This window comes from Winogradskyella vincentii (assembly GCF_020166345.1).
Lineage (GTDB): Bacteria > Bacteroidota > Bacteroidia > Flavobacteriales > Flavobacteriaceae > Winogradskyella > Winogradskyella vincentii.
This window is the reverse complement of the sequence record NZ_JAIUJS010000007.1, coordinates 82,144-107,205: the sequence shown is the minus strand read 5'-3', so window position 1 is coordinate 107,205 and position 25,062 is coordinate 82,144. Positions and strand designations below refer to the sequence as shown.

At 34.7% G+C, this 25,062-nt stretch carries 31 protein-coding genes; 7 read left to right on the top strand and 24 right to left on the bottom strand.

Features of this window, described 5'->3' with window-relative positions:
* Positions 1–12 precede the first annotated feature (12 nt).
* The 22 genes from rpsE to rpsL form a co-directional block, all read right to left on the bottom strand.
* Positions 13–537, bottom strand: coding sequence for a 30S ribosomal protein S5 (gene rpsE / locus LBV24_RS12480; protein ID WP_114300029.1), 525 nt, complete (start codon positions 535–537; stop codon positions 13–15).
* A 6-nt stretch (positions 538–543) separates the two neighbouring features.
* Positions 544–900, bottom strand: coding sequence for a 50S ribosomal protein L18 (rplR, locus tag LBV24_RS12475; protein WP_114300027.1), 357 nt, complete (start codon positions 898–900; stop codon positions 544–546).
* A 10-nt stretch (positions 901–910) separates the two neighbouring features.
* The gene (gene rplF / locus LBV24_RS12470) at positions 911–1,453 is read right to left on the bottom strand and encodes a 50S ribosomal protein L6 (protein ID WP_224478999.1); all 543 of its coding nucleotides are present in this window, start codon (positions 1,451–1,453) and stop codon (positions 911–913) included.
* Between the two features lie 12 nt (positions 1,454–1,465).
* A complete protein-coding gene (gene rpsH / locus LBV24_RS12465; RefSeq protein ID WP_114300023.1) occupies positions 1,466–1,864 on the bottom strand; it encodes a 30S ribosomal protein S8 in 399 nt (132 codons plus the stop codon).
* A gap of 104 nt (positions 1,865–1,968) precedes the next feature.
* A complete protein-coding gene (gene rpsN / locus LBV24_RS12460) occupies positions 1,969–2,238 on the bottom strand; it encodes a 30S ribosomal protein S14 (RefSeq protein ID WP_114300021.1) in 270 nt (89 codons plus the stop codon).
* A gap of 2 nt (positions 2,239–2,240) precedes the next feature.
* Entirely contained in the window at positions 2,241–2,792 is a 552-nt protein-coding gene (rplE, locus tag LBV24_RS12455) for a 50S ribosomal protein L5 (RefSeq protein ID WP_224478998.1), read from the bottom strand.
* 2 nt (positions 2,793–2,794) lie between these two features.
* On the bottom strand, positions 2,795–3,106 hold the full coding sequence (gene rplX, locus LBV24_RS12450; protein ID WP_224478997.1) for a 50S ribosomal protein L24: 312 nt from the start codon (positions 3,104–3,106) through the stop codon (positions 2,795–2,797).
* A gap of 12 nt (positions 3,107–3,118) precedes the next feature.
* Complete coding sequence (rplN, locus tag LBV24_RS12445; protein WP_094969253.1) at positions 3,119–3,487, bottom strand: 50S ribosomal protein L14; 369 nt, start codon at positions 3,485–3,487, stop codon at positions 3,119–3,121.
* A 2-nt stretch (positions 3,488–3,489) separates the two neighbouring features.
* Positions 3,490–3,747 carry a 30S ribosomal protein S17 gene (rpsQ, locus tag LBV24_RS12440; RefSeq protein ID WP_114300015.1) on the bottom strand — a complete coding sequence of 86 codons (258 nt, stop codon included), beginning with the start codon at positions 3,745–3,747 and terminating at the stop codon, positions 3,490–3,492.
* 17 nt (positions 3,748–3,764) lie between these two features.
* Positions 3,765–3,956 carry a 50S ribosomal protein L29 gene (rpmC, locus tag LBV24_RS12435; RefSeq protein WP_224478996.1) on the bottom strand — a complete coding sequence of 64 codons (192 nt, stop codon included), beginning with the start codon at positions 3,954–3,956 and terminating at the stop codon, positions 3,765–3,767.
* A gap of 12 nt (positions 3,957–3,968) precedes the next feature.
* On the bottom strand, positions 3,969–4,388 hold the full coding sequence (gene rplP / locus LBV24_RS12430; RefSeq protein WP_224478995.1) for a 50S ribosomal protein L16: 420 nt from the start codon (positions 4,386–4,388) through the stop codon (positions 3,969–3,971).
* A gap of 20 nt (positions 4,389–4,408) precedes the next feature.
* On the bottom strand, positions 4,409–5,119 hold the full coding sequence (gene rpsC / locus LBV24_RS12425) for a 30S ribosomal protein S3 (RefSeq protein WP_114300010.1): 711 nt from the start codon (positions 5,117–5,119) through the stop codon (positions 4,409–4,411).
* A gap of 9 nt (positions 5,120–5,128) precedes the next feature.
* Positions 5,129–5,536: a 50S ribosomal protein L22 gene (rplV, locus tag LBV24_RS12420; protein ID WP_114300008.1), complete on the bottom strand. Its 408-nt coding sequence runs from the start codon at positions 5,534–5,536 to the stop codon at positions 5,129–5,131.
* 5 nt (positions 5,537–5,541) lie between these two features.
* On the bottom strand, positions 5,542–5,820 hold the full coding sequence (gene rpsS / locus LBV24_RS12415; RefSeq protein WP_111685493.1) for a 30S ribosomal protein S19: 279 nt from the start codon (positions 5,818–5,820) through the stop codon (positions 5,542–5,544).
* Positions 5,821–5,830: 10 nt separating this feature from the next.
* Entirely contained in the window at positions 5,831–6,658 is an 828-nt protein-coding gene (gene rplB, locus LBV24_RS12410) for a 50S ribosomal protein L2 (RefSeq protein WP_224478994.1), read from the bottom strand.
* Between the two features lie 10 nt (positions 6,659–6,668).
* The gene (rplW, locus tag LBV24_RS12405; RefSeq protein WP_114300004.1) at positions 6,669–6,959 is read right to left on the bottom strand and encodes a 50S ribosomal protein L23; all 291 of its coding nucleotides are present in this window, start codon (positions 6,957–6,959) and stop codon (positions 6,669–6,671) included.
* Positions 6,960–6,966: 7 nt separating this feature from the next.
* A complete protein-coding gene (rplD, locus tag LBV24_RS12400) occupies positions 6,967–7,596 on the bottom strand; it encodes a 50S ribosomal protein L4 (protein ID WP_114300002.1) in 630 nt (209 codons plus the stop codon).
* Positions 7,596–8,213: a 50S ribosomal protein L3 gene (gene rplC / locus LBV24_RS12395; RefSeq protein ID WP_224478993.1), complete on the bottom strand. Its 618-nt coding sequence runs from the start codon at positions 8,211–8,213 to the stop codon at positions 7,596–7,598. The genes rplD and rplC overlap by 1 nt, the downstream gene beginning before the upstream one ends.
* Positions 8,214–8,338: 125 nt before the next feature.
* On the bottom strand, positions 8,339–8,644 hold the full coding sequence (gene rpsJ / locus LBV24_RS12390; RefSeq protein WP_007650482.1) for a 30S ribosomal protein S10: 306 nt from the start codon (positions 8,642–8,644) through the stop codon (positions 8,339–8,341).
* 11 nt (positions 8,645–8,655) lie between these two features.
* A complete protein-coding gene (gene fusA, locus LBV24_RS12385) occupies positions 8,656–10,785 on the bottom strand; it encodes an elongation factor G (RefSeq protein WP_224478992.1) in 2,130 nt (709 codons plus the stop codon).
* A 5-nt stretch (positions 10,786–10,790) separates the two neighbouring features.
* Positions 10,791–11,267: a 30S ribosomal protein S7 gene (gene rpsG, locus LBV24_RS12380; protein ID WP_224478991.1), complete on the bottom strand. Its 477-nt coding sequence runs from the start codon at positions 11,265–11,267 to the stop codon at positions 10,791–10,793.
* A 22-nt stretch (positions 11,268–11,289) separates the two neighbouring features.
* On the bottom strand, positions 11,290–11,664 hold the full coding sequence (gene rpsL, locus LBV24_RS12375) for a 30S ribosomal protein S12 (RefSeq protein WP_114299995.1): 375 nt from the start codon (positions 11,662–11,664) through the stop codon (positions 11,290–11,292).
* A 178-nt stretch (positions 11,665–11,842) separates the two neighbouring features.
* On the opposite strand from rpsL, the gene LBV24_RS12370 reads away from it, so the two are divergent.
* From LBV24_RS12370 to rlmB, 6 genes are all read left to right on the top strand, one after another.
* Positions 11,843–13,531 (top strand): BamA/TamA family outer membrane protein, encoded by a 1,689-nt coding sequence (locus LBV24_RS12370; protein ID WP_224478990.1) that lies wholly within the window; start codon positions 11,843–11,845, stop codon positions 13,529–13,531.
* 45 nt (positions 13,532–13,576) lie between these two features.
* Positions 13,577–15,214, top strand: a complete 1,638-nt coding sequence (locus tag LBV24_RS12365; RefSeq protein WP_224478989.1) for an aryl-sulfate sulfotransferase — start codon at positions 13,577–13,579, stop codon at positions 15,212–15,214.
* Positions 15,215–15,355: 141 nt separating this feature from the next.
* A complete protein-coding gene (locus LBV24_RS12360) occupies positions 15,356–18,625 on the top strand; it encodes a SusC/RagA family TonB-linked outer membrane protein (protein WP_224478988.1) in 3,270 nt (1,089 codons plus the stop codon).
* A gap of 21 nt (positions 18,626–18,646) precedes the next feature.
* On the top strand, positions 18,647–19,963 hold the full coding sequence (locus tag LBV24_RS12355) for a SusD/RagB family nutrient-binding outer membrane lipoprotein (RefSeq protein ID WP_224478987.1): 1,317 nt from the start codon (positions 18,647–18,649) through the stop codon (positions 19,961–19,963).
* A gap of 72 nt (positions 19,964–20,035) precedes the next feature.
* A complete protein-coding gene (locus tag LBV24_RS12350; RefSeq protein WP_224478986.1) occupies positions 20,036–21,262 on the top strand; it encodes a M14 family metallopeptidase in 1,227 nt (408 codons plus the stop codon).
* A gap of 58 nt (positions 21,263–21,320) precedes the next feature.
* Complete coding sequence (gene rlmB, locus LBV24_RS12345) at positions 21,321–22,055, top strand: 23S rRNA (guanosine(2251)-2'-O)-methyltransferase RlmB (RefSeq protein WP_224478985.1); 735 nt, start codon at positions 21,321–21,323, stop codon at positions 22,053–22,055.
* Here rlmB and LBV24_RS12340 read toward each other — a convergent pair.
* Positions 22,052–22,795 carry a rhomboid family intramembrane serine protease gene (locus LBV24_RS12340; RefSeq protein ID WP_224478984.1) on the bottom strand — a complete coding sequence of 248 codons (744 nt, stop codon included), beginning with the start codon at positions 22,793–22,795 and terminating at the stop codon, positions 22,052–22,054. The two genes, rlmB and LBV24_RS12340, sit on opposite strands and share 4 nt — an antisense overlap.
* 117 nt (positions 22,796–22,912) lie before the next feature.
* Here LBV24_RS12340 and LBV24_RS12335 point away from each other — a divergent pair, with 117 nt between their 5' ends.
* Entirely contained in the window at positions 22,913–24,190 is a 1,278-nt protein-coding gene (locus tag LBV24_RS12335; RefSeq protein WP_224478983.1) for a replication-associated recombination protein A, read from the top strand.
* Here LBV24_RS12335 and LBV24_RS12330 read toward each other — a convergent pair.
* Positions 24,187–25,035: a hypothetical protein gene (locus tag LBV24_RS12330; RefSeq protein WP_224478982.1), complete on the bottom strand. Its 849-nt coding sequence runs from the start codon at positions 25,033–25,035 to the stop codon at positions 24,187–24,189. The genes LBV24_RS12335 and LBV24_RS12330 overlap by 4 nt on opposite strands.
* Positions 25,036–25,062: the final 27 nt, after the last annotated feature.

Genomic DNA, 25,062 nt, shown 5'->3' with positions numbered 1-25,062 from the left:
TTATCCTATAGATTATCCGTTAAATACTTTTTCAAGTGAAATACCACGTTCTCTTGCAACAGATTTTGCATCTCGTAATTGCAACAAGGCATCAAAAGTTGCCTTTACAACGTTATGAGGGTTAGATGAACCTTGAGATTTCGATAATACGTCGTGTACACCAACTGCTTCAAGCACTAATCTCACAGCTCCACCAGCAATAACTCCGGTACCAGGTGCAGCAGGAATAATATTTACTCTAGCACCACCATATTTACCTTTTTGCTCATGTGGTAATGTTCCTTTAACAATAGGAATTCTCACAAGATTCTTCTTTGCATCTTCAACTGCCTTTGCAATTGCTGTTGCAACATCTTTAGATTTACCTAATCCGTGACCAACAACACCAGCTTCGTCACCTACTACTACTATAGCAGAAAAACCAAATGCTCTACCACCTTTAGTTACCTTAGTTACACGCTGTACACCAACTAGGCGATCTTTTAATTCTAATCCGCCTGGTTTAACAAGCTCTGCGTTTTTATATTTTTGATACATAATGTCTTAAAATTTAAGTCCTGCTTCTCTAGCTCCTTCAGCTAACGATTTTACTCTACCATGATATAAATAACCACCTCTATCAAAAGAAATAGTTTCAACACCAGCTTTTAAAGCTTTTTCAGCAACAGCCTTACCAACTAAAGCGGCAATTTCTGTTTTGTTTCCTTTAGACTTTGCTAAGTCTTTGTCTCTTGAAGATGCAGCAGCTATTGTTTCACCAGTTACATCATTCACGACTTGAGCATAAATCTCTTTATTACTTCTAAAAACAGATAATCTTGGTCTTACTTCAGTACCAGATACTACCTTACGGATTCTGTTTTTGATTCTTGTTCTTCTTTCGTTCTTTGTCAATGCCATAACTTAATTATTAAGCTGATTTACCTGCTTTTCTTCTAATTTCTTCACCAACAAACTTAATACCTTTCCCTTTGTAAGGCTCTGGCTTACGGAAGCTACGGATCTTAGCAGCCACCTGACCAACTAATTGCTTGTCGTGTGATGTTAATTTTACTATTGGGTTTTTTCCTTTTTCAGAAATTGTCTCAACTTTAACTTCAGGAGCAATGCTCATTACTATATTGTGTGAGAAACCAATAGCTAAATCTAATTTCTGTCCTTGATTTGATGCTCTATAACCAACACCGACTAATTCTAATTCTTTAGTCCAACCGTTAGAAACACCTTCTATCATATTAGCAATTAAGGCTCTATACAAACCGTGCTTTGCTCTGTGATCTTTCTTTTCAGAATTACGTGACAATGTAATTGTACCGTCTTCTATTTTTATTTCAACATCTGAATACTCTTGAGTTAACTCACCTAATTTACCTTTTGCAGTTATTAAGTTGTCTTTTATCTCAACTGTAACGCCTTCAGGAACTGTTATTGGATTATTACCTATTCTTGACATAATTTCCTGTTTTTAGTATACGTAACATAATACCTCTCCACCAACGTTTTCTCTTTCCGCTTGTTTACCTGTCATAACTCCATGAGAAGTAGAAACAATTGCGATACCAAGACCATTTAAGATTCTTGGCATTTCGTTAGCACCAGCATATTTACGTAAACCTGGTTTACTGATTCTTTGAATTTTTTTGATGACAGACTCTTTTGTGTCTTTGTTATATTTCAAAGCTATTTTGATTGAGCCCTGAACTGAAGAGTCATCGAATTTATAACTTAAAATATAGCCCTGATCGAACAATATTTTAGTTATCTCCTTTTTTAAGTTAGATGCTGGAATCTCCACAACTCTGTGGTTTGCTTTCACTGCATTTCTAACTCGCGTTAAATAATCCGCTATTGGATCTGTGTACATAGTTTTAAATTTTAGGAAGTGGTTTTCGAATTTTTCGAACCTAAATCCCGATTATACAATAATTATATTGATAATTGTACAGAAGCTAATTCGCTTCCTCAATTTTACCAACTTGCTTTTTTCACACCAGGAATTAACCCTTTGTTAGCCATTTCTCTAAACATTACACGAGAGATTCCAAATTGTCTCATATAACCTTTTGGTCTTCCTGTAAGTTTACAACGGTTGTGCATACGTATTGGTGATGCGTTTTTTGGTAACTTTTGTAATGCTTCGTAATCTCCAGCTTCTTTTAAAGCTTTTCTTTTCTCAGCATATTTAGCAACCATTTTTGCACGCTTCACCTCACGAGCTTTCATTGATTCTTTAGCCATATTTAATTCTTTTTAAATGGTAATCCTAGTTCTGTTAATAATGACTTTGCTTCTTTATCTGTTTCCGCAGAAGTCACAAATGTTATATCCATACCTGAAATTTTATTGATTTTATCGATATCAATCTCTGGGAATATAATCTGTTCTGTTACACCTAAGTTATAATTTCCTCTACCATCAAAACCTGTTGCTCTGATACCATTAAAATCTCTAACTCGTGGTAAAGCTGAGGTAACTAAACGATCTAAAAACTCATACATACGCTCGCCTCTTAAAGTTACCTTGGCACCAATTGGCATACCCTTACGTAACTTAAAAGAAGCAACGTCTTTCTTAGAAATCGTCGCTACAGCTTTTTGTCCTGTAATCTTCGTTAATTCATCAACTGCGTGATCAATTAATTTTTTATCTGCAACCGCTGCACCTACACCTCTAGATAAAACTATCTTTTCTAGCTTAGGTACTTGCATTACATTATTATATCCAAATTCTTCTGTAAGAGCAGGAATTACTTTTTCCTTATACTCTTTTTTTAATCTTGAAACGTAAGCCATAACTAAATTACTTCATTAGATTTTTTAGAAAATCTTACTTTTTTATCACCATCCATTCTTATACCAACTCTTGTTGTTTCACCTTTACCTGTAAGTAAAGACAAATTAGAAATATGGATAGATGCTTCTTTCTCTACAATTCCACCTTGAGGATTCTGTGCACTTGGTTTAGTATGTTTCTTAACCATATTCACACCTTCTACGATGGCTTTGTTCTTATCTCTTAATACTTTAAGCACCTTACCTTCAGACCCTTTGTGGTCTCCAGCAATTACCTGTACTGTATCTCCTGATTTTATTCTAAGCTTTGTCATCTTTTTTATCAATTAAAGCACTTCAGGTGCCAATGATACAATTTTCATGAATTGTTTATCACGAAGTTCTCTAGCTACAGGACCAAATACACGTGTTCCTCTCATTTCTCCTTGCGGATTTAATAGTACACATGCGTTATCATCAAATCTGATGTAAGATCCGTCTGGACGTCTTACTTCCTTGGCAGTACGTACAACAACCGCTGTAGAAACAGCTCCTTTTTTAATACTTCCGTTAGGAGTTGCATCTTTAACAGAAACTACTATTTTATCTCCTACTGAAGCATAACGCTTCTTTGTTCCACCTAATACACGGATAGTTAATACTTCCTTTGCACCAGTGTTATCAGCTACTTTTAATCTTGATTCTTGTTGTACCATAATTACTTCGCTCTTTCAATTATTTCTACTAATCTCCAACACTTAGATTTACTTAAAGGTCTAGTTTCCATGATCTTTACAGTATCTCCTTCGTTGCAGTCGTTTGTTTCATCGTGTGCGACATATTTCTTAGTCTTTAACACGAACTTTCCATACATAGGGTGCTTTACTTTTTTAACTTCGGCAACAACAATAGATTTCTCCATTTTGTTACTAGTAACTACTCCTATACGTTCTTTTCTTAAATTTCTTTTTTCCATCTTTCAGCAGAATACAATTATTGTCCTTCTCTATTAGTTAATTCAGTTGCCAATCTAGCTACTGTACGTCTAACGTTACGTAACTGAATTGGGTTTTCTAAAGGAGAAATCGCATGAGCCATTTTCAGGTCTGCATAACTCTTTTTAGTCTCACCAAGTTTTTCTTGTAACTCAGCTACTGAAAGCTGTTTAATTTCTGATTGCTTCATAATATCTTTTTATTAAGCTTCGTAATCTCTAGCTATGATAAACTTAGTTCTTACAGGAAGTTTTTGCGCTGCCAAACGAAGTGCTTCTTGAGCTACTTCAATTGGTACACCACTAACTTCAAATAATACACGTCCTGGTTTTACAACAGCTGCCCAGTATTCAACGGCACCTTTACCTTTACCCATACGTACTTCTAGAGGTTTCTTAGTGATAGGCTTGTCTGGAAATATTTTAATCCAGATTGAACCTTCCCTCTTCATGTAACGAGTTGCAGCGATACGAGCCGCTTCTATTTGGCGAGCAGTTATAAATTTAGAATCTAATGACTTAATACCGAATGTACCATTTGTTAACAAATGACCTCTCCCGGAATTACCCTTCATACGACCCTTTTGCTGCTTACGAAATTTTGTTCTTTTAGGCTGTAACATTTTTTCTTTTCTTTAAAAAATTACTTTCTACGACGTTGGTTTTTTCCACCTCGTCCACCTTTTCCTTTTTGCTTTGAAAGACCAACTAATGGAGAAAGTTCTCTTTTTCCATAAACTTCACCTTTCATAATCCACACTTTCACACCTAATCTACCATAAGTAGTATGTGCTTCAACAAGAGCATAATCAATATCAGCTCTAAATGTAGATAATGGAATTCTTCCTTCTTTATAGTGCTCAGAACGCGCCATTTCAGCACCGTTTAAACGACCACTAATTTGAATTTTGATTCCTTCAGCATTCATACGCATAGCTGCAGCGATAGCCATTTTAATTGCTCGTCTGTAAGAAATTCGGCTTTCTATCTGACGTGCAACACTTGCTGCTACTAAATGTGCATCTAGTTCAGGTCTTTTAATCTCAAAGATGTTCAACTGAACTTCTTTACCAGTAATCTTTTTAAGCTCTTCTTTTAACTTATCTACCTCTTGACCACCTTTACCGATAATTATACCAGGTCTGGCAGTAGTGATAGTAACGGTTACAAGTTTAAGCGTACGCTCAATAATTACTCTACTCACACTAGCTTTTGATAAACGAGCATGAACGTATTTTCTAATCTTATCGTCTTCGGCAAGTTTATCACCATAATCGTTTCCTCCGTACCAGTTAGATTCCCATCCTCTGATAATTCCTAAGCGATTTCCGATTGGATTTGTCTTTTGTCCCATATCTCTATCTTAGCTTTGTGTTTTGTTTAATGAATCAATTACCACAGTTACGTGATTTGATCTTTTTCTAATTCTATGTGCTCTACCTTGAGGTGCTGGACGCAATCTTTTTAACATTGTACCGCCATCTACTCTGATTTCTTTAATAAATAAATCAGCTTCCTCAACGTCTGCATCTTCGTTCTTTGCTTGCCAATTTGCAATTGCAGACATAACAAGTTTTTCTAATCTACGTGATGCTTCCTTCTGGCTAAATCTAAGAATCTGAAGAGCTTTCTCTGCCTTTTGACCTCTCACTAAATCCGCTACTAAACGCATCTTTCTTGGAGATGTAGGACAGTTATTTAGCTTTGCAAAAGCAACTTGCTTCTTCTCCGCCTTAATAGCTTCAGCCATTTGTTTTTTACGACTTCCCATGATTCTTATTTTTTACCTTTATTTTTTGCACCTGCATGACCTCTAAATGATCTTGTTGGTGAAAATTCTCCTAATTTATGACCTACCATATTCTCAGTAATATAAACTGGTACAAATTGACGACCGTTGTGAACAGCGATTGTCTGACCAACGAAATCTGGAGAAATCATTGAAGCTCTAGACCAAGTTTTGATTACAGTCTTTTTATTAGAAGCTACATTTTCTGCAACTTTCTTTTCTAATTTATAATGGATATAAGGTCCTTTTTTTAATGAACGTGCCATACTATCTTACTTATTTCTTTCTACGTTCTACAATATACTTATTACTCGCTTTCGTCTTAGAACGCGTTCTATAACCTTTAGCAGGTATTCCGTTTCTAGATCTTGGATGACCACCTGAAGACTTACCTTCACCACCACCCATTGGATGATCTACAGGGTTCATTACTACTGGTCTTGTACGTGGACGTCTTCCTAACCATCTACTTCTACCAGCTTTACCTGATACAATTAATTGATGATCTGAGTTAGATACAACTCCAATTGTTGCCATACAAGTTGACAATACCATTCTAGTTTCACCAGATGGTAATTTAATTGTTGCAAACTTTCCGTCTCTTGCCATTAATTGAGCAAATGCACCTGCACTACGTGCCATAACAGCACCTTGACCAGGATGTAACTCAATACAAGAAACTATTGTACCTAATGGAATTTCACTTAAAGGCATTGCATTCCCTATTTCAGGTGCTACACCACTTTTACCAGAAACTATATTTTGCCCTACTTGCAATCCATTTTGTGCGATAACATAACGCTTCTCACCGTCTTGATAATTAAGTAGTGCAATAAATGCTGTTCTGTTTGGATCGTACTCAATTGACTTAACCTCTGCTGGAATACCAGTTTTGTTACGTTTAAAATCAATAATACGATACTTCTTCTTATGACCACCACCTTTATAGCGCATAGTCATTTTTCCTTGACTGTTTCTACCACCAGACCTTTTTTTCGGAGCAAGCAAGCTTTTCTCCGGCTTATCAGTAGTAATGGCGTCAAATCCATTAACTACTCTAAAACGCTGGGCTGATGTGATCGGTTTTAATTTTCTAACTGACATTTTCGTCTAATTACATGTTAGCGTATAAATCTATTGTCTCACCTTCCGCCAGTTGTACAATTGCTTTTTTAACAGCATTTGTTTTACCATGTTGAATACCCGTTTTTGTATAACGTGTTCTTCTTTCTGGACGGACATTTATTGTACGAACTTTTTCAACAGAAACTCCATAAGCAGCCTCAACTGCTTTTTTGATTTCTACCTTGTTCGCCTTTGTACTCACTTCAAATGCATAAGCATTAAGCAACTCGCTTTGTGTTGTTGCTTTTTCTGTGATGATAGGTTTTATTAAGATACTCATCGTGCTTCTATTTACTTAAATTCGATTCTATTCCTTCTAACGCACCTTCTAATAATACTACTTTATTCGCATTCATTATTTTATAAGTGCTTAATTCTGAAGTAGTTACAACCTCAGAACCTTTCAAATTGCGCGACGACAAATATACATTATTATTTGTGTCACCCAATACAAACAGAGATTTTTTGTTTTCTATCTCTAGTGCCTTTAAAACATCAACGAAGTTTTTAGTCTTTGGAGCATCGAAATTAAAATCTTCTAATACTACAATTGACTTGTCACTTGCCTTGATACTTAATGCAGATTTACGAGCTAATCTCTTAACATTTTTGTTTAGCTTAAACCCGTAATTTCTTGGTCTTGGTCCAAACATACGACCACCACCTTTAAATACACCAGACTTGATACTACCTGCTCTCGCGGTACCTGTACCTTTTTGTTTCTTTATCTTACGTGTACTTCCTGTAATTTCTGCTCTTTCTTTAGCCTTATGCGTACCCTGTCTTTGATTTGCTAAGTATTGCTTAACATCTAAATAAACAGCATGGTTGTTAGGCTCAATAGCGAACACTTCTTTAGAAAGCTCAGCTTTTCTACCAGTGTCTTTTCCGTTTATATCTAAAACTGCTACTTTCATTACTTCTCAATAATTACATAAGAGTTTTTGTGTCCTGGAACACAACCTTTAACTACTAGTAAGTTCTTTTCTGGAACTACTTTGTAAACTCTTAAATTTTGAACTTTAACTGTTTCACCACCCATTCTTCCTGCCATTTTCATTCCTTTGAAAACTCTTGCAGGATATGAAGCAGCACCAATAGAACCAGGAGCTCTTAAACGGTTATGTTGACCGTGAGTTGCTTGACCAACACCACCAAAACCATGACGTTTAACAACACCTTGGAATCCTTTACCTTTTGATGTACCTGATACATCAACAAACTCTCCTTCAATGAAATGCTCTACTGTTACAGCATCACCTAATTTATACTCCTCATCAAAACCTTTGAATTCTACGACTTTGCGTTTTACAGAAGTACCCGCTTTTTTGGCATGGCCCAAGGCCGCCTTAGTAGCGCTTTTTTCTGTCGCGTCATCGAAACCTAGTTGAAGTGCATTATAGCCATCAACTTCTTCAGTTCTGACTTGGGTAACGATACATGGACCTGCTTCGATTACTGTACATGGAATATTCTTTCCATTCTCATCGAAAATGCTGGTCATACCGACTTTTTTTCCAATTAACCCAGACATATTTATTATTTATTAATTATTTACTTTTTGTTATTTAAAACTCAAGGCTGAAAATACGCTTCAGCCTTGAATTGTATTTTTACCGTTTTTCCCTCGACCGCATCGGTGGGACATGTTAATCTTACTTACACCTTAATCTCAACTTCAACTCCACTTGGTAATTCAAGCTTCATTAAAGCATCAATAGTTTTTGAAGAAGAAGAATAGATATCCAATAATCTCTTGTAAGAACTTAATTGAAACTGTTCTCTTGACTTCTTATTTACGTGTGGTGAACGTAATACAGTGAAAATTTTCTTGTGTGTTGGTAATGGAATTGGACCCGTTACTACAGCACCTGTACTTTTTACTGTTTTTACGATTTTATCAGCAGACTTATCTACTAGATTATGATCGTAAGATTTTAATTTTATTCTAATTTTTTGACTCATTTTCTTAAAATTTAAGCTTCAACTCCTTTCGCTGCCTTTATAACTTCTTCCGAAATATTTGTAGGCGTTTCAGCATAGTGTGAGAATTCCATAGTTGATGTTGCTCTACCAGATGATAACGTTCTTAATGATGTTACATATCCAAACATTTCTGATAATGGCACGTTAGCCTTAACAACTTTAGAACCTGCTCTATCGCTCATGTCATTTACTTGACCACGACGACGGTTAAGGTCTCCTACAATATCTCCCATACTTTCTTCAGGAGTTAACACTTCTAATTTCATGATTGGCTCCATGATTACCGCTTTAGCTGCTTTAGCCGCTGCTTTAAATCCTAGTTTAGCAGCCAATTCGAATGACAACTGATCAGAATCTACATCATGGTAAGAACCGTCAGTTAATGTAACTTTCATTGCATCTACTTCGTATCCTGCTAATGGACCGTTAACCATTGCCATTTTGAATCCTTTCTCAACTGAAGGGATAAATTCCTTTGGAACGTTACCACCTTTAATTGAAGAAACAAACTCAAGACCTTGTTTACCTTCTTCGGCAGGCTCAAGAGTAAATACTATATCTGCAAACTTACCTCGACCACCAGATTGTTTTTTATAAACTTCTCTGTGTTGTGCAACTTGTGTAATAGCCTCTTTATATTCTACCTGTGGTTGACCTTGGTTAACCTCTACCTTAAACTCACGCTTAAGACGGTCTACAATAATATCTAAGTGAAGCTCACCCATACCAGAAATAATAGTCTGACCTGAGGCTTCGTCTGTTCTTACAGTAAATGTTGGATCTTCTTCTGCTAACTTAGCTAAAGCCATACCCAATTTATCAACATCTGCCTTAGTTTTTGGCTCAACAGCTATACCGATTACTGGGTCAGGGAAATCCATAGATTCTAGAACAATTGGATGTTTCTCAGCTGATAATGTATCTCCAGTTTTAATATCCTTAAATCCTACGGCTGCTCCAATATCTCCAGCTTCTATATATTCAATTGCATTCTGCTTGTTAGAGTGCATTTGGTAAATACGTGAAATACGTTCTTTTTTGCCTGAACGATTGTTCAACACATAAGAACCTGCATCTAAACGACCAGAATAAGCTCTAAAGAATGCTAGACGACCTACGAAAGGATCAGTAGCAATCTTAAACGCTAATGCAGAAAATGGTTCCTTAACATCTGGCTTACGTGCAATTTCGTTATCAGTTCCAGGCTCTGTACCGATAATAGCTTCCTTATCTACAGGAGAAGGTAAGTAACGGCAAACTGCATCTAATAAGAATTGAACACCTTTATTTTTAAAAGCAGAACCACAAATCATAGGAATGATAGACATGTCCATTACAGCAGCTCTAAGTGCAGCATGCACTTCATCTTCAGTTATAGAATCCTCATCTTCCATGAATTTCTCAAGAAGATTTTCATCATAACTTGCAACCTCTTCAATAAGCTTAGCTCTTAATTCAGCTGCTTCTTCTTTTAATTCTTCTGGGATATCAATAACATCAAAAGTTGCTCCTTGAGTTTCATCGTGCCATACAATTGCACGGTTCTTAACCAAGTCAACAATACCTTTAAAGTCCATTTCGTCACCAATGTTCATTACAATTGGTACAGCGTTAGAACCTAACATATCTTTTACCTGTTGGCAAACTCCCATAAAATTAGATCCTTGACGGTCCATTTTATTCACAAATCCAATACGTGGTACTTTGTAATTGTCTGCTAGTCTCCAGTTAGTTTCAGATTGTGGCTCTACACCATCAACTGCACTAAATAAGAATACTAAACCATCTAGTACACGTAATGAACGATTTACCTCAACGGTAAAATCAACGTGACCAGGAGTATCGATAATATTAAAATGATATCCTTTAGTTTCGTTAGTTGGCTGACCGTTTTCTAATGGGAAATTCCATGTACAAGTAGTAGCAGCAGAAGTAATAGTAATACCTCTTTCTTGTTCTTGCTCCATCCAGTCCATAGTAGCCGCTCCATCATGTACCTCACCAATTTTATGAGAAACACCAGTATAATAAAGGATACGTTCTGTAGTAGTGGTTTTACCAGCATCAATATGCGCAGCAATACCTATATTTCTTGTATATTTTAAATCTCTTTGTGCCATTTTAATTAAAATCTAAAGTGTGAGAATGCTTTGTTTGCTTCTGCCATTTTGTGAGTGTCTACTCTTTTCTTAACAGCAGCACCTTCTTCTTTAGCAGCAGCTAAAACCTCAGCAGCCAATCTTTGGGCCATAGACTTTTCATTTCTCTTACGAGCATAACCTATTAACCATTTCATTGCTGTTGAAACTTTACGGTCTGGACGAATCTGCATTGGAATTTGAAATGTAGCACCACCCACACGACGACTACGTACTTCTACGTGAGGCATTACATTAGATAAAGCTTCTTTCCAGATTTCTAAAGCTGTTTTTTCGTCATCATTCTTTTTCTCCTCAACTATATCAATAGCATCGTAGAATACTTTAAACGCCACAGACTTTTTACCATCCCACATCATCATGTTAACGAAACGTGTCACTAACTGATCATTAAATTTCGGGTCTGGTAAAAGCGGTCTTTTTTTCGCTTGTCTTTTTCTCATGTCTTCTTCTTAAAGTTTTAAATTACTTTTTAGGGCGTTTTGCACCATACTTAGATCTTCGTTGCGTTCTACCTGATACACCTGCTGTATCTAAAGCTCCACGAACAACGTGATATCTAACACCTGGTAAATCTTTTACCCTTCCACCTCTAACCAATACTATCGAGTGCTCCTGCAGATTGTGACCTTCTCCACCGATGTATGCATTAACCTCGTTTCCGTTTGTTAAACGTACCCTTGCTACCTTACGCATTGCTGAGTTTGGTTTCTTAGGTGTTGTTGTATAAACACGAGTACATACACCACGTCTTTGCGGACACGAATCTAAAGCAGCCGATTTACTCTTCTTGGTTATTTTGGCTCTTCCTTTTCGTACTAATTGTGAAATTGTTGGCATATATTTCTATAAAAAAATTTATTAACCCTCACTTTTGAGGGCTGCAAAGGTAGAAATATATATTAATTATTCAAACACTATTGGATTAATTTTGCGAAGAAAATTCAACTTTCGTTTCATACATATATATTAAGGTCTATTTTTACGTTATTAAATCAAAAATCCTGCATTTTCTTTAATGAAAAAATTTGAGAGTTTTATTCTTTTAATTATAACTTCGATTTTACTTCAACAGTTAAATGCACAGTCCATTAATTTGAGGGTGATTTCGAAATCTAAATCCGAAACATTTAGAATTGATTCTATTGGTTATAATAAATCCTTCTCTGAGTACAAATCACTAGAAAATGAAATTTTAGATTTAAAAAAGAAACTAAATAAAAGTGGTTTTATTGATTCCAAATTAGAGAGTATTTCAAAACAAAATGATACTCTATTTGAAGCTCTGTTTTATTTAGGAAATAAAATAAACACCATTAGAATAAACTACAGTACTGATTTTAATACAGAACTCCTTAATAATATACCACATAATCCTGGTGAAAATTATTTTGAAGTTAATGTAGAATCCCTTGAAACTACTCTTACACAATTAAACAGGTTAATCTCTGAGAAAGGTGATCCATTTTCTAAGCTTCAACTTTTTAATATTATTAAATTAAATTCTGATTTAATCGGTGCTAACCTAGAAGTTATTAAAAACCAAGAACGGCGCATCGATAAAATAATAATAAAAGGATACGAGAATTTCCCCAAGTCTTACACAAAGTATTTTTTAAAATTAAAAGAGGGCCAATCCTTTAGATTAAATAGAATAAAGGAGCGAGTAGAATTGCTTCAAGATTTAAGGTTTGCAAACAAAATAAAAGATCCAGAGGTTTTATTCACAAAAGACTCCACCACCTTATACCTTTATATCGATAAGGTTAAAACTAACAATTTTGATGGTTTTTTAGGATTTGGAACCAATGAAAATACAAACAAACTAGAGTTTGATGGTTATCTAGATTTAAGATTAATTAATAATTTAAACTTCGGTGAATCTTTAAATCTATTCTATAAAAGTGATGAGATCGATCAGCAGACTTTTAGAGTAGATGCAACATTACCATTTTTATTTAATTCTCCCATTGGATTAGAAATTGGGTTAAATATTTTCAGAAAAGACTCAACATTTGTTAACGTAACCCAGCGCGCTAATATCAATTACCGAATAAATGCACTACATAAAATAGGTATCGGAATAAATGCAATTAATTCTAGTAATCTACTGGATAACGACACCTCAATTTTAAATGATTATACCTCTAGTTATATTACTGCAAATTATAATTTTAACAAACCTCAATTTTATGACCCATTATTCCCATATAATTTTTGGTTAGAATTTTCTTCTGGATTCGGAAATAGAAGCAATAATCAAGGTGAAATAGATCAGAGCTTTTACCAGTTGAACACTTACAAAATTTTTAATCTTAATAATAGAAATAGTATCTACACGAGAATAAATAGTGCCATTCTTATTTCTGATGATTATTTAGACAATGAACTTTTCAGATTTGGAGGCATAAATTCAATAAGAGGATTTGAAGAAAATAGTATAGTTGCTAATCTCTATGGTGTAATCAATACAGAATATCGCTATAGGCTTAGTAATACAATATATGTTCACTCTGTTTTAGACGCGGCATATTTTGAAAACGACTTAACGGAAAGCAAAGAAAAACTATTTGGTTTTGGATTTGGATTTGGCCTGCTCACTAATGCAGGTCTATTTAGACTAAACTACTCTAGCGGAAAATCTGAGAACAGGCAATTTAGATTTTCTGATTCCAAGGTTCATATTAGCCTTACTGCTACATTCTAAATATATCATGGATTAGTTTATATTTATGCTCAAAAAACTGCTCCTATGCTAAAAAAATTACTGTTACTTTTATTCTTAGCACCATTTTATACTTTCGGTCAAAATACGGTTGGCACCATTTCCATTACCAATGATGTGAATGATGGCTATACTCTTTTCAGTGTCCATAACAAGGCATATTTAATTAATAATTGTGGAGAAGTGATTAATGAATGGGACAGTGCATATAGACCTGGTAGTTCAGTTTATTTATTACCCAACGGTAATTTACTTAGGGCTGGAAGACTTGAGGATGGCAGTAGCGATATTGGTTTTGGTGGGCAAGGTGGTATTATTGAACTGTTTGATTGGGACGGTAATATCATTTGGTCCTACACGTACAGTACAAATCAATATAGACAGCATCATGAAGCTCATCCATTGCCGAATGGAAACGTATTAATTTTGGCAGCAACTGTTGTGTCTGGAGCAGACGCAATAGATCTTGGTAGAGACCCTTCCTTATTACCGGACAATGAATTGTACAATGAGCAATTAATTGAAGTACAACCTATTTTAGGTACAACCAATGGAAACATAGTTTGGGAATGGAATATTTTTGATCATCTGATTCAGGATTTTGATAATACAAAACAAAATTTTGGTAACGTTGCTACAAGTCCAGAAAAATTGGATATCAATTTTATTAATAATGACACTGGTGGTAATAATTGGCTGCATATAAACTCAGTTCAATATAACGAAGAACGAGACCAAATTGTACTAAGTGCAAGACGAGTTAGTGAGATATGGGTTATAGACCACTCAACGACAACTGCCGAAGCGGCAACTGGCTCAGGAGGTACTTATGGAAAAGGTGGTGATTTATTATATCGATGGGGCAATCCACAAGCTTACCGACAAGGCACTGAAACAGAAAGAACATTATTCGGACAACATTCTGCCTATTTCATACCAGATGGCTTACCTAATGAAGATAAAATCATATTATTTAACAATGGTTTTCAGAGATCACCAGAATTCTCGCAAGTAGACATAATTTCTCCTCCTGAGACTATTTTAGGTGTCTTTGATTATACTCCAGGTACGGCCTACGGTCCATTAGCAACTGATTACACTTATTCTGAATCTGGTTCTGACCCATCAAGCCTATTTTCTGTAATTGTAAGTAATGCCCAACAATTACCAAATGGAAATATTCTTGTATGTGAGGGTAATCAAGGATATGTTTTTGAATTAGATTCTAACAACAATAAAGTTTGGGAATATATAAATCCCGTAAGTAACGGTACTGGAGCGATAACTGAACAAGGAGAAGAGGCAGCAGGAAATCTTACGTTTAGAGCAGTGAAATATAATCCTGACTATCCTGCTTTTATCGGAAGAGATTTGACACCAGGTTTACCTATAGAAATAAATCCGGACCTAACACCTTGTAACAATCTTAGTATCGAGGATTTTGATTTCAACACGGTGACTCTTTACCCAAATCCAACAAAGGATGAAGTTTACTTGAATACAAATGAAGAAATTCTCAAACTAGAAGTTTATACTACAAGTGGTCAAAAGATTTTGCAGTCTAAATCAACTAAAATCAGTTTAATAAATTACCCACCAGGACTTTATTTGGTAAAAGTATATACTTCTAATGGTCAATCGGTTAAGAAAGTCATTAAGCAATAGATTTTTATTTTTAATTGATTACGGGAAAACCACATATTTTTGATTTTCTTCAAAAATTTTAAAATTTATTAACAAATAAATTTTGATTCTTAACATATAATTAAGATTTTTGGTTCACTAACTATTCAATTTTTTATAATTATGAAAATCAAATTAAAAGGATTTTTAACGCTACTTTTTGCGTTATTTATTCAGATTTCTTTTGCCCAAAACAAAACAATTACGGGTACAATTACTGATGAGGCAGGCCTGCCATTACCAGGTGTAAACATTATTATTAAAGGTACTTCATCAGGTGCACAATCTGATATTGATGGTAAATATTCCATTAGTGCTAGTACAGGAGACACTTTAGTCTTTTCGTATTTAGGATTTGCAACCCAATCAATTGTTGTTAAAGACTCTAACACAATTAACGTGACAATGGCTGAAGACGCTTCTGTTTTAGATGAAGTTGTTATTACAGCATTAGGTCTTGAGAAAAAGAAAGACGATGACTTAAGTTCTACTTCTATTGTAAAAGTAGATCAACTTAAGAAATCTGGTGAAGCTGGTGTTCTACAAGCCTTATCAGGTAAAACATCTGGTGTTAACATTACCAGAAACTCTGGTGATCCAGGTGCTGGTGCCTACATTCAAATTCGTGGACAAAACACCATATTAGGTGATAGTAGTCCACTTATTGTAATTGATGGTGCTATTGTTTCTAACAACTCTATTGGTGGTGGTACTGCCGGTGTTGTACAACAATCTCGTTTAAATGATATTAACCAAGAAGATATAGAATCTATATCTGTTTTAAAAGGTGCATCTGCTGCCGCTGTTTATGGTACTGGTGCAGCAAACGGTGTTATCGTGATTAAAACAAAAAGAGGAACAAGAGGAGGTAAAAAGTGGAAAATTGATTACAAAAACACTATCTCTTTTGACCAAATAAACGTGGAATGGGATAAGCAAGGTATATTTGGACAGGGATTTGGAGGTGTTGATCACCTTACAGGTTCTGGGCAATCAAATACTGGTTTCTCATATGGTGGTAGAATTGATGCAAGATCTGGCGGACCAGATACAGTAGATACAACCGGAGCATACTTTGAAGCGGATAATGGTACGCTATACTACCCAATTACACAAAAGAACTCTACAGCTGTATATAACAAAGCTAATAGAGATGCAGTTTTCCAAACTGGTGTAACATTAGAAAACAATATTAGCTTTAGCCATTCAGGTGAATCCTCAAGAACATTTGTCAGTGTTTCAAATTGGAACCAAGAAGGTATTTATAACGGTGCCTCTGATTATGACAGAACAAGTGTAAGACTTAACTCTGATGTAGATTTTTCAGATAAACTCACATTGAAGTTATCTTCTACTTATGTAAATATTGAATCTAACAGGGTTCAAACAGGTTCTAACCTTAACGGTCTCTATCTTGGATACCTAAGAACATCCCCTGATTTTGATATTAGAGATTACAAAGGAACATATTTTAATGCTGATGGTGTACCAACACCTAATTCACATAGAGGATACAGACAGCAATTAGGTTCTTCAAGGGTATTTAATGCTGAGACAGGGACATTCAGTTACAACTCACCTGCTTATAACAACCCGTTATGGACGACTAGTGAACAAAAGAACTTAAATGATGTAAATCGTTTTATTGTTGCGCCAGAAATTAGTTTTAAAGTTAACGATAATATTACATTAATTGGTCGTTATAGTTTAGATTACTACCAAGATAATAGAACAAACTATGAGCCAGCAGGTTCTGCAGGGGATGGTACTAACGGTTTGTTTTTTGAAGATAGAATTACTGAAAGCAATCAAAACATTAATGTTTTTGCAACAGGTAATTATAACTTAATCGAAGATTTAAATTTAGGATTTACAGTTGGTACACAATTCTTCCAAAACAAGTATAGAAGACTATCTGGTGAGGAAACCAACTTTACAAATCCAGACGAAGTTTTCTTAAATTTTGGTAATGCTACATCACAAAACTCAAATGTGAGTGACTTTACTTCTTTGACTAGAAAAGCTGGTGGATTTGCAGTCTTAAATTTTGATTACAAAAATGAATTCTTACTTGAACTTACAGGAAGAGGTGAATATGTATCTAGTTTACCTAACGCAGGTATGATATTCTATCCAAGTGCTTCTGCAGGTTGGAATTTCACTAAATATGTAGAAAATTCAAATGCATTTTCTTTCGGTAAATTAAGAGTTTCTTATGGTGAAGTAGGTATTGAACCAGCACCATACTCTACTGAGACTTATATTTCAACAGGAGGTGTATTCTCTGGTTGGGGTGATGGTTATGAAGGTGCTCTTTATGGAAATCCATTAACTCAATCTGCAACAAGAGGAAATCCTGATTTAAAAGAAGAGCGTATTAAAGAGTTTGAAGTAGGTTTTGATACAAGATTCTTAGATAACAGATTAAGTCTATCTGCTACATATTATGATCGTACTTCTGAAGATGTATTATTAGAATTACCTTTACCATCTTCTTCAGGTTTTGCTAACCAATTAGTAAATGCTGCTACAATCAGTAACAAAGGGGTTGAAATAGACTTATCAGGTAAGATTATTGATAACGCAGATTTACAGTGGAATATGAACATCAACTATACTAGAAACGTAAGTTTAGTTGAAGATATGGCTGGAAGTTCTTATTTTATATTAAATGGATTTACATCAAATTCATCTGGTGTTGCGGAAGGTCAACCATTTGCAGTACTTAGAGGTACAGCATATGATAGAGATGCAAATGGAGATTTTATTTTAAATGCTAATGGATTCCCAACAGCTTCTCCAACAGAAAGTTTCTTAGGAGATCCTAATCCAGAATGGAGAGGTGGTCTAGGTACAACTGTACAGTATAAAGGATTTACTTTATCGGCTCTTTTTGAAACGTCTCAAGGTAACGATGTATGGAATGGAACAAGAGGTGTATTAAATTTCTTTGGTATCCACCCTGATACTGCAGTAGAATCTGTAGCTTCTCAAGATTTATTAAATGCTGATGGAGACCTAATCCCAGCAGGAACTACCTTTAGAGGTTTCGAACAAGATTTCGGAGGAGGACCAGTTGCAGTAGACGCAGCATGGTGGACTGGAAACGGTGGTGGTTTCGGTGATGTTGGTGAGCCATTCTACGAAGATGCATCTTGGACGAGATTGAGAGAATTATCATTATTTTACGATATACCAAAGGACATAATCTCTAAGATTGGATTAACCAATGCTCAAATAGGTATTACTGGTCGTAACTTAATTTTATGGACAGATATTGAAGGATTTGACCCTGATAACAATTTAACAGGTGCGTCAAAAGGTCGTGGATTAGAATATTTTAGTAATCCTGGAACAAAATCATTTATAACTACTATAAGACTTTCATTCTAATAGACTCAAAAAAAAGACAAAATGAAAACAATTTCAAAATTATTTATACTTATTCTGTTTGTTGCTTCGTGTGAGTCATACACTGAAGATATCAACACAGATCCTAATGAATTTACGACTGCGCCACCAGAATTAATTATTGGTCAAGCACAGTTAGGTTGGATGCAACTTGCCACTAGTAACAGTGCAAGATATGCAGGAATATTTATGAACCACTTTACTGGTGAGGATCGTCAATATGTAACAGTAAATCAATATTCAACAACTGCTGCGGATTATGATGATACTTGGGAAGATGCGTATGTACGTGGAATCGAACAAGCACAATTAACTAGAGATTTAGCTTTAGAATCAGGTAACCTGCAGTTAGCTGGAATCGCACAAATTTGTGAGGCTGCAATTTTTGGTGAAATGGCTGCTCTTTTTGGAGACATTCCGTTCTCACAAGCTAATAATATTGATGAGTTCCCGACTCCAGAGTATGATAGCCAAGCTAGCGTGTTATCTGGAATTCAGACAATTTTAGATCAGGCGATAACTAATGTAGGTGATTTATCTGCATCTACTTATGCTGGTAATAGATTATCTAGTGCTGCAACTTGGGCTGAAATAGCTCACTCATTGAAAGCGAGATACTATCTGATTGCTAAGGATTATCCAAATGCCTTGATTAGTGCTAGAAATGGAATTGATACTCCAGAAAAAAGTCTAATTACGCAACATACAACTGCTTTAAATTCGGAAAATTTATATTACCAATTTATGGTTGATGAGCGTGACGGATATTTGGGTGCAACTGATTCTCACTTAAAAAACCTTTTAGATGGTACTGTAGCTAGAACGATTGCAACACCAGGTGATGCAGAACGTTTCGATTTTTATTTCACTGCTTATAGTGATGGAACAGGACATGCTCCTAATGTTACTAATGATGGTGTTTTTGCAGAAACTGCACCTATGAACATCATCTCTTATGAAGAGGTTAAATTAATTGAAGCTGAGGCTGCAAATCGTACTAACGATGCAGGAGACGTTACAGCATTTAATGAAGTAAGAGCATTTTTAGCAACTGAATATGGTAGTAGCTTCCCTGCAACAACATCCGCATCTGGTAGTAACGCATTGTTGATGGAGATAGTTGAAGAGAAGTATATCACTTTAATTGGTGAATTACAACCATTCCATGATATTAGAAGAACAGGTAATATGCTTAATGTACCACCAAAAACTGGTGCTACAATTCCGCAAAGGTTTATTTATCCTCAGATAGAAGTAGATGCGAATCCTAATATTCCTTCTCCTCTACCGACGTTATTTGACCCAACTCCAATTAATTAATCATATAACAAGTTAGTTTCTTAAAATTGATAAAAGGCCGCTTTTCTAAGTGGCCTTTTTAATACCAATAATATGAAAAGACCATTTCAACTATTATTTAGTTTCCTGATTATTTATAGCTGTGGAAACACGAAACATGTAAGTTTTGAAAATTATATTGACACAACGGACAAACTTATTAATGAACAAAAGAAACAAACCTTTTATTCAGAAGATCAAGAGGTATTTGTAAGTAATGAATTCAGTGGAGCTAGAATTAATGACTTTGAAAAAATTAATGATTCTACAGTAAGAGTAGTTATTAATCCTGAGAATGAACCTATCAATAATAGCGCCTATTACGCTTTTAAAATTTGGTCTAAATCACCCAAGACCTATTATGTTAATTTTGACTATCCCGAAGAATACAATCATAGGTATATCCCTAAGATTTATAAGAATAATTCTTGGACTATTTTAGACTCACTAAATATCATTGAACAAAATAACAAGACCTCAATAAAATTAAGCCTAAATAATTCACCTCAAATTGTTGCTGCGCAGCAAATCGAAGACTACAATAGCGTAATTAGTTGGAGTAAAACTTTGGACGAAAAAAACTCAAATCTAGTTCATTTTGACTACTATGGAGAATCCTCAGAGAAAAGAAAATTACCGATACTAAAATTAAACAATGGTGGAACAAAAAATAAGGACGTAATTGTATTATTAACGCGTCAGCATCCACCTGAAGTTACTGGTTACTACGCATTTCAGCATTTTATCAATTCATTAATTAAGGAAAACAATCTTTCAAAACAATTTTTTGACAAATATCAAATCCTTGCCTTCCCAATATTAAATCCTGACGGTGTTGAAAAAGGTCACTGGAGACACAATGCCAATGGAGTAGACACAAATAGGGACTGGTCAAGGTACAATCAAAAAGAAATTAAACAAACTGTAAAGTATATTAATAAATACGTTAAAAAAAATCATTCAAGAGTAATAATAGGCTTAGATTTTCATTCAACATGGTATGACGTTTTTTATACAAATAAAGAGCGTGCTAGTACAACATTACCGAATTTTGTAAGTGAATGGTTTGAAGGTATTGAAGCTAATTACCCTAATTATAAAGTAAAAGAAGCCTCTGGTAATTCATTAAAACCCGTATCTAAAGGTTGGTTCTTAAAGGCACACAATGCTGTAGGCATAACTTTTGAAATTGGCGACAAAACTCCTAAAGAAAATATAGAATTAATTGGGAATATAGCCGCGACACAAATGATGGAACTATTATTGGACACTAAAAATTAGGATATTATTTTATTTCAATGAATTCACAATAACAAATAGCTTTACTTACCTTTACCGCATGAAAAATGAAACAACCATATTTGGTATAAGAGCAATTATTGAAGCCATAAAATCAGGTAAAAACATTGATAAGGTTTTTCTTCAAAAAGGTACTAGAGGCGAGTTGTTCCAAGAGTTAGAATACTTATTAAGATCAGAAGGTATTAGCTCCTCATATGTACCTGTAGAAAAACTAAATCGTTTGTCTAGGGGAAATCACCAAGGTGCAATTGCACAAATTTCTCCAATAGAATTTCATGATATTGATGACTTGGTATTAAATGTAATCGAATCTGGTAAGACCCCTTTATTTTTACTATTAGACCAACTGAGTGATGTTAGAAATTTTGGTGCAATTGTCCGTACGGCAGAATGTACTGGAGTTTCAGGTATTATAATCCAAAAAAAAGGTGGTGCTCCAATAAATGGCGATACAATTAAAACTAGTGCTGGTGCTATTTTTAAAATACCTATTTGCAAAGTAGATCATATTAAAGATGCAGTTTATCATTTACAATCATCTGGTATAAAAGTAATTGCAGCCACTGAAAAAGCAGACGATTTGCTCTATGACATTTCATTTAAAGATCCATGTGCAATAATTATGGGGTCTGAAGGTAGAGGAATAAATCCTTCTGTTCTAAAAGCGGTAGATACCAAGGCAAAATTACCAATACTAGGAGAGATTGAATCACTTAATGTCTCTGTAGCGTGTGGTGCATTTTTATATGAAGCAGTAAGACAGCGTAGTTAGTCTTTATTTTCTTTATAGTCATACCTTATTTCAACACCTTCATTAGATTCTAAATTAGAATTTTGATCAACTTCAGGTTCTAATTCGATGAAATTTCCATTCTCATCAAAATGCTTCATAAATGGATCATTCTCTTCATCATAATCGGGATCTTCCCATTTATAGCGCTCAGGTTTAGCAATTTGCTTTCTAAAGATTAAAGCAAAAATAAATCCTGATATTAAACCTCCTAAATGCCCTTGCCAAGACATACCAGCTTTTACCGGAAACACATACCAGATTAAACTTCCATATAAAAACACAACCATTAGGGACAGAGCAATTAACCTGTAATGTTTTGCGAAAATACCCTTAAAAAATATAAAGCTTACCAAGACATAAATTAAACCACTAGCACCTATATGATTACCAGATTTAGCAATAGTCCATGTCAAAAGCCCAGAGAGTAAAATACCATATACTATAACTTTCCATGCAATTTTTTTATAGAAATAAAATAGTGCTAAGGACAATACAAACAGTGGTATTGAATTATTATATAAATGATTAATGTCTCCGTGTAGAAATGGACTAGTAAAAATGCCCATTAGCCCTTCAACTTTTTGTGGTCTTATACCAAAGGATTTAATACTATGATCTATTCTTACCTGATACCAAAAAACCAACCAAACAGCAAATAGCATAACTAAGGGGTATAAAATTACACCTGTAGAATATTTAAATTGTTGGTCTTTTGCCATGTATGGTTTATTATCAGTACACCAAATTTAAAACCAAATTTCACTATCATGAAATATTGTCATAACTCATATGTTTATCACCATGTCCTTTTCAATGTCATTTTGTACTTTTAAGGTATGAATACACCTCTTGCGGAACGACTGCGACCAAAGACACTAAATGACTATCTAAGTCAACAACACTTAGTGGGTAAAGATGGCATGTTGTATCAGCAAATTAAAAGTGGAGTAATTCCTTCTTTAATACTTTGGGGACCACCAGGAATAGGTAAAACCACATTGGCAAACATAATCGCCAATGAATCTGAACGTCCTTTTTTTAAGCTCAGTGCTATAAATTCTGGTGTAAAAGATATTAGAGAAGTTATAGATAAAGCAAAAAAAAGCGGTGGTCTATTTACTGCAAAAAACCCCATCCTATTTATTGATGAAATTCATAGGTTTAGTAAATCTCAACAAGATTCTTTATTAGAAGCTGTTGAAAAAGGTTGGGTGACTTTAATAGGAGCAACTACTGAAAATCCGAGTTTTGAAGTTATTTCTGCCTTGTTATCTCGTTGTCAAGTTTATACACTTAATGCGTTCAATAAATCAGATTTGGAAGCCTTAATTAAGCGAGCTATTGAAAAAGACGAAGTATTATCTAAACTAAATATTGAATTAAAAGAAACTGAAGCTTTATTGAGACTTTCAGGTGGTGATGCTAGAAAATTACTAAACATATTCGAACTCATTGTTACATCTATTAATGAGGACACAATTACCATTACTAATGAATTGGTAATGAAGCAAGTTCAGAACAAGGCTGTTAGGTATGACAAAGCGGGTGACCAACATTATGATATTATTTCGGCATTTATTAAATCTATAAGAGGCAGCGACCCTAACGCTGCAGTCTATTATTTGGCACGCATGATAGAAGGTGGTGAAGACGTTAAATTTATAGCGAGACGATTACTCATCTTGGCAAGTGAAGATATTGGAAATGCAAATCCAACGGCTTTGGTAATAGCCAATAACACATTTCAAGCCGTTTCTGTAATTGGGAATCCTGAATCACGAATTATTTTGAGCCAGTGTGCTACTTATTTGGCAAGCTCACCGAAAAGCAATGCCGCTTATGACGCTATAAATAAGGCACAACAAATTGTTAAAGAAACTGGTGATTTACCAATACCACTATCTATTAGAAACGCACCAACAAAATTAATGAAAGAATTAGGTTATGGGGACGAATACAAATATGCCCATAATTACGAGAATAATTTTGCTGAACACGAATTCTTACCAGAGGAAATTAAAAACACAAAGCTTTATAATCCAGGCAATAATGCAAGAGAAGAAGCTCAACGGAAATACCTTAGAGGTTTGTGGAATAAAAAATATGGATATTAAAACTTAATGTTTAAAGGTTTTAGTTTCACCCCATTCTCTTTATTTTCGGAATACATCCAAACACCATTTTTCTTGAATACAATCGCATCGTTTCCTTTTACATTAAAAACATCATCCAATCCAGTCTTTAAAAGAACCATCACAACTTTTGGTTCTGAATTAACCAATTGATATCCATTATCAACTTCTTGTGCATACAAAATTTCATTACCACTTGCTTCTTCAACGGTTTCCTTCTCAACAGCTGTTACTTCAGTAGTCTTCTCGGCTTCCTTTTCAGTTGTGTCTTTGGTTTCTACAACCTTATTTGAATTTGTAGAGACTTCTAGTGCGACAGCTGATTTTACTAATGGTTTATCACTAGTTTTATTATCCACAACTTTTTCTTCAGTACTAGTTGATTTCGCTGTCTCTTGATAGAAAAGCCTATCACTAAAAGTATCATAAGCATTTCTTAATGCAGTTGTAAATCTCTTCTCATGATTATTGATGCCTGACCTACCTAAGTCAGATTTTAAAATTAATTCTCCTTTACAGTCACGCAATTCAATCTCTAAATTAGTTATTCTGAATCCACGATCAATCTCGTTCACATCTGCATACATTGCCAAACATCTGTCTTCAAACAAATCGGCTGGAAATAACTGCTTATCGTAATACACCTCATAACCACTCTTTAAGAACAATTGCTTAGTCAAAGTATTTAGGCGGTATTTATTTTCACCTTTTAAAAACTTATACTGAAGTGGTACAATTATATACTTATATGAATTAACTTCTGTTTGCGAATTAACTTTAAGCAATCCAAAACAGCATATTAAGAGTAGGGAGAATATTTTTTTCATTGAAGTTATAATGTATTTAATCTTATA